This is a genomic window from Sinorhizobium sp. FG01, from assembly GCF_002531875.1.
GTDB classification, from domain to species: Bacteria; Pseudomonadota; Alphaproteobacteria; order Rhizobiales; family Rhizobiaceae; genus Sinorhizobium; species Sinorhizobium fredii_C.
Map to the genome: position 1 here is coordinate 1 of NZ_NWTB01000055.1, position 2,352 is coordinate 2,352.

A 2,352-nucleotide genomic window follows, 5' to 3' on the forward strand; every position below is an offset into this window, starting at 1 on the left:
GTCCGGGGCGATCGTCATCGCCATCATGGATCCCTACGGCAACGACGCGGCGATCGCCGCGATGGCTGAGGCCGGGCTGACCGCCTTCGCGATGGAACTGATGCCGCGCATCACCCGGGCGCAATCGATGGACGTGCTTTCCTCGCAGGCGAACCTTGCCGGCTACCAGGCGGTGGTCGACGCGGCGCATGAATACGACCGGGCGCTGCCGATGATGATGACGGCGGCCGGCACGGTGCCGGCGGCCAAGGTGTTCGTCATGGGCGCCGGCGTTGCCGGCCTGCAGGCGATCGCCACCGCACGGCGGCTCGGCGCCATGGTGTCGGCGACCGACGTCCGCCCGGCGGCCAAGGAGCAGGTCGCCTCGCTCGGCGCCAAGTTCATCGCCGTCGAGGACGACGAGTTCAAGGCGGCCGAGACCGCCGGCGGCTACGCCAAGGAAATGTCGAAGGACTACCAGGCAAAGCAGGCAGCGCTGGTCGCCGAGCACATCGCCAAGCAGGACATCGTCGTCACCACGGCGCTGATCCCCGGCCGGCCGGCGCCGCGGCTGGTGACCCGCCAGATGCTCGATTCGATGAAGCCCGGCTCGGTCGTCGTCGACCTTGCCGTCGAGCGCGGCGGCAATGTCGAAGGCGCCGAGGCCGGCAGGGTCGTCGAGATCGGCGGCGTCAAGGTCGTCGGCCATCTCAACGTGCCGGGCCGCATCGCCGCCTCTGCCTCGCTCCTCTATGCCAAGAACCTCGTCACCTTCCTGGAGACGATGGTCTCGAAGGAAACGAAAGCGCTGGCGGTGAACATGGAGGACGAGCTCGTCAAGGCGACGGCGCTGACCCACGGCGGCGCCATGGTGCATCCGGCTTTCGGCGGCGCGAATGGGGGGGACAAGTAAATGGCGAACGAACTTCTCGACAAGGCGCTCACCGACCTCAAACGGGCGGTGGAGGCGGTGCGGACCGCGGCCGAATACGTGCCGGACGCGGCCGGCGCGGTGGCGCATGGCGCCACCGGCGGGGCGATCGACCCTTTCGTCTTCCGGCTGGCGATCTTCGTGCTGGCGATCTTCGTCGGCTACTACGTCGTCTGGTCGGTGACGCCGGCGCTGCATACGCCCTTGATGGCGGTCACCAATGCGATCTCCTCGGTGATCGTCGTCGGCGCGCTGCTGGCGGTCGGCATCTCGGCCTCCGGGCTTGCCACCGGCTTCGGCTTCGTCGCCCTGGTGCTCGCCTCGGTCAACATCTTCGGCGGCTTCCTGGTCACCCAGCGGATGCTCGCCATGTACAAGAAAAAAGACAAGTGAGGCGGGCCGATGAACGCTAACTTCGCAGCCTTCCTCTATCTCGTCTCCGGCGTGCTGTTCATCATGGCGCTGAGGGGCCTGTCGCATCCGGTGACCAGCCGCAGGGGCAATGCCTATGGCATGACCGGTATGGGTATCGCCATCGTCACGACGCTCATGCTCGCCGGACCGTCGATCGGCGGCCTGCTGATGATCGTCGCCGGCTTGGCGATCGGCGGCGGCGCCGGCGCCTATATCGCCAAGCGCATCGCCATGACGGCGATGCCGCAGCTGGTCGCCGCCTTCCACTCGCTCGTCGGCCTCGCCGCGGTGATGGTGGCGGCCGCGGCGATGTACGCGCCGGAAAGCTTCGGCATCGGCGCCATCGGCGACATCCATTCGCAGGCGCTGGTCGAAATGTCGCTCGGCGTCGCCATCGGCGCGATCACCTTCACCGGCTCGGTGATCGCCTTCCTGAAGCTCGACGGCCGCATGTCGGGCAAGCCGATCCTCCTGCCGGCACGCCACCTCGTCAATGCGGGCCTTGCGGCGGCACTCGTGGCGCTGGTGATCATGCTGGTCTTCACCGAGAGCACCACGGTGTTCTGGCTGATCGTCGCCCTGTCGCTCGTCCTCGGGGTGTTGATCATCATCCCGATCGGCGGCGCCGACATGCCGGTGGTGGTGTCGATGCTCAACTCCTATTCCGGCTGGGCGGCGGCCGGCATCGGCTTCACGCTTGGCAACCTGGCGCTGATCATCACCGGGGCGCTGGTCGGCTCTTCGGGTGCGATCCTCTCCTACATCATGTGCAAGGGCATGAACCGCTCGTTCGTCTCGGTGATCCTCGGCGGCTTCGGCGGCGAGACGGCGGCGGCCGGCGGCGACGACGGCATCCAGCGGACCGTCAAGCAGGGCTCGGCCGACGACGCCGCCTTCCTGATGCAAAACGCCTCGAAGGTGATCATCGTGCCCGGCTACGGCATGGCGGTGGCCCAGGCCCAGCATGCGCTGCGCGAGATGGGCGACCAGCTGAAGGCGGCCGGCGTCGAGGTCAAATACGCCATCCA

The 2,352-nt window shown here is 67.8% G+C and carries 3 protein-coding genes; all 3 read left to right on the plus strand.

From position 1 onward, the window contains the following. The coding region (locus tag CO656_RS29435; protein ID WP_097528131.1) for an NAD(P) transhydrogenase subunit alpha at window positions 1–892 on the plus strand (892 nt) is incomplete at its 5' end. Next, window positions 893–1,303: a proton-translocating transhydrogenase family protein gene (locus CO656_RS29440; RefSeq protein ID WP_097528132.1), complete on the plus strand. Its 411-nt coding sequence runs from the start codon at window positions 893–895 to the stop codon at window positions 1,301–1,303. A 9-nt stretch (window positions 1,304–1,312) separates the two neighbouring features. Further along, a partial coding sequence (locus tag CO656_RS29445; RefSeq protein WP_097528133.1) for an NAD(P)(+) transhydrogenase (Re/Si-specific) subunit beta occupies window positions 1,313–2,352 on the plus strand: 1,040 nt, incomplete at its 3' end.

Coding starts and splice junctions, on each gene's coding strand:
- CO656_RS29440 (WP_097528132.1), top strand. CDS start 893: ATGGCGAACGAACTTCTCGACAAGGCGCTCACCGACCTCAAACGGGCG.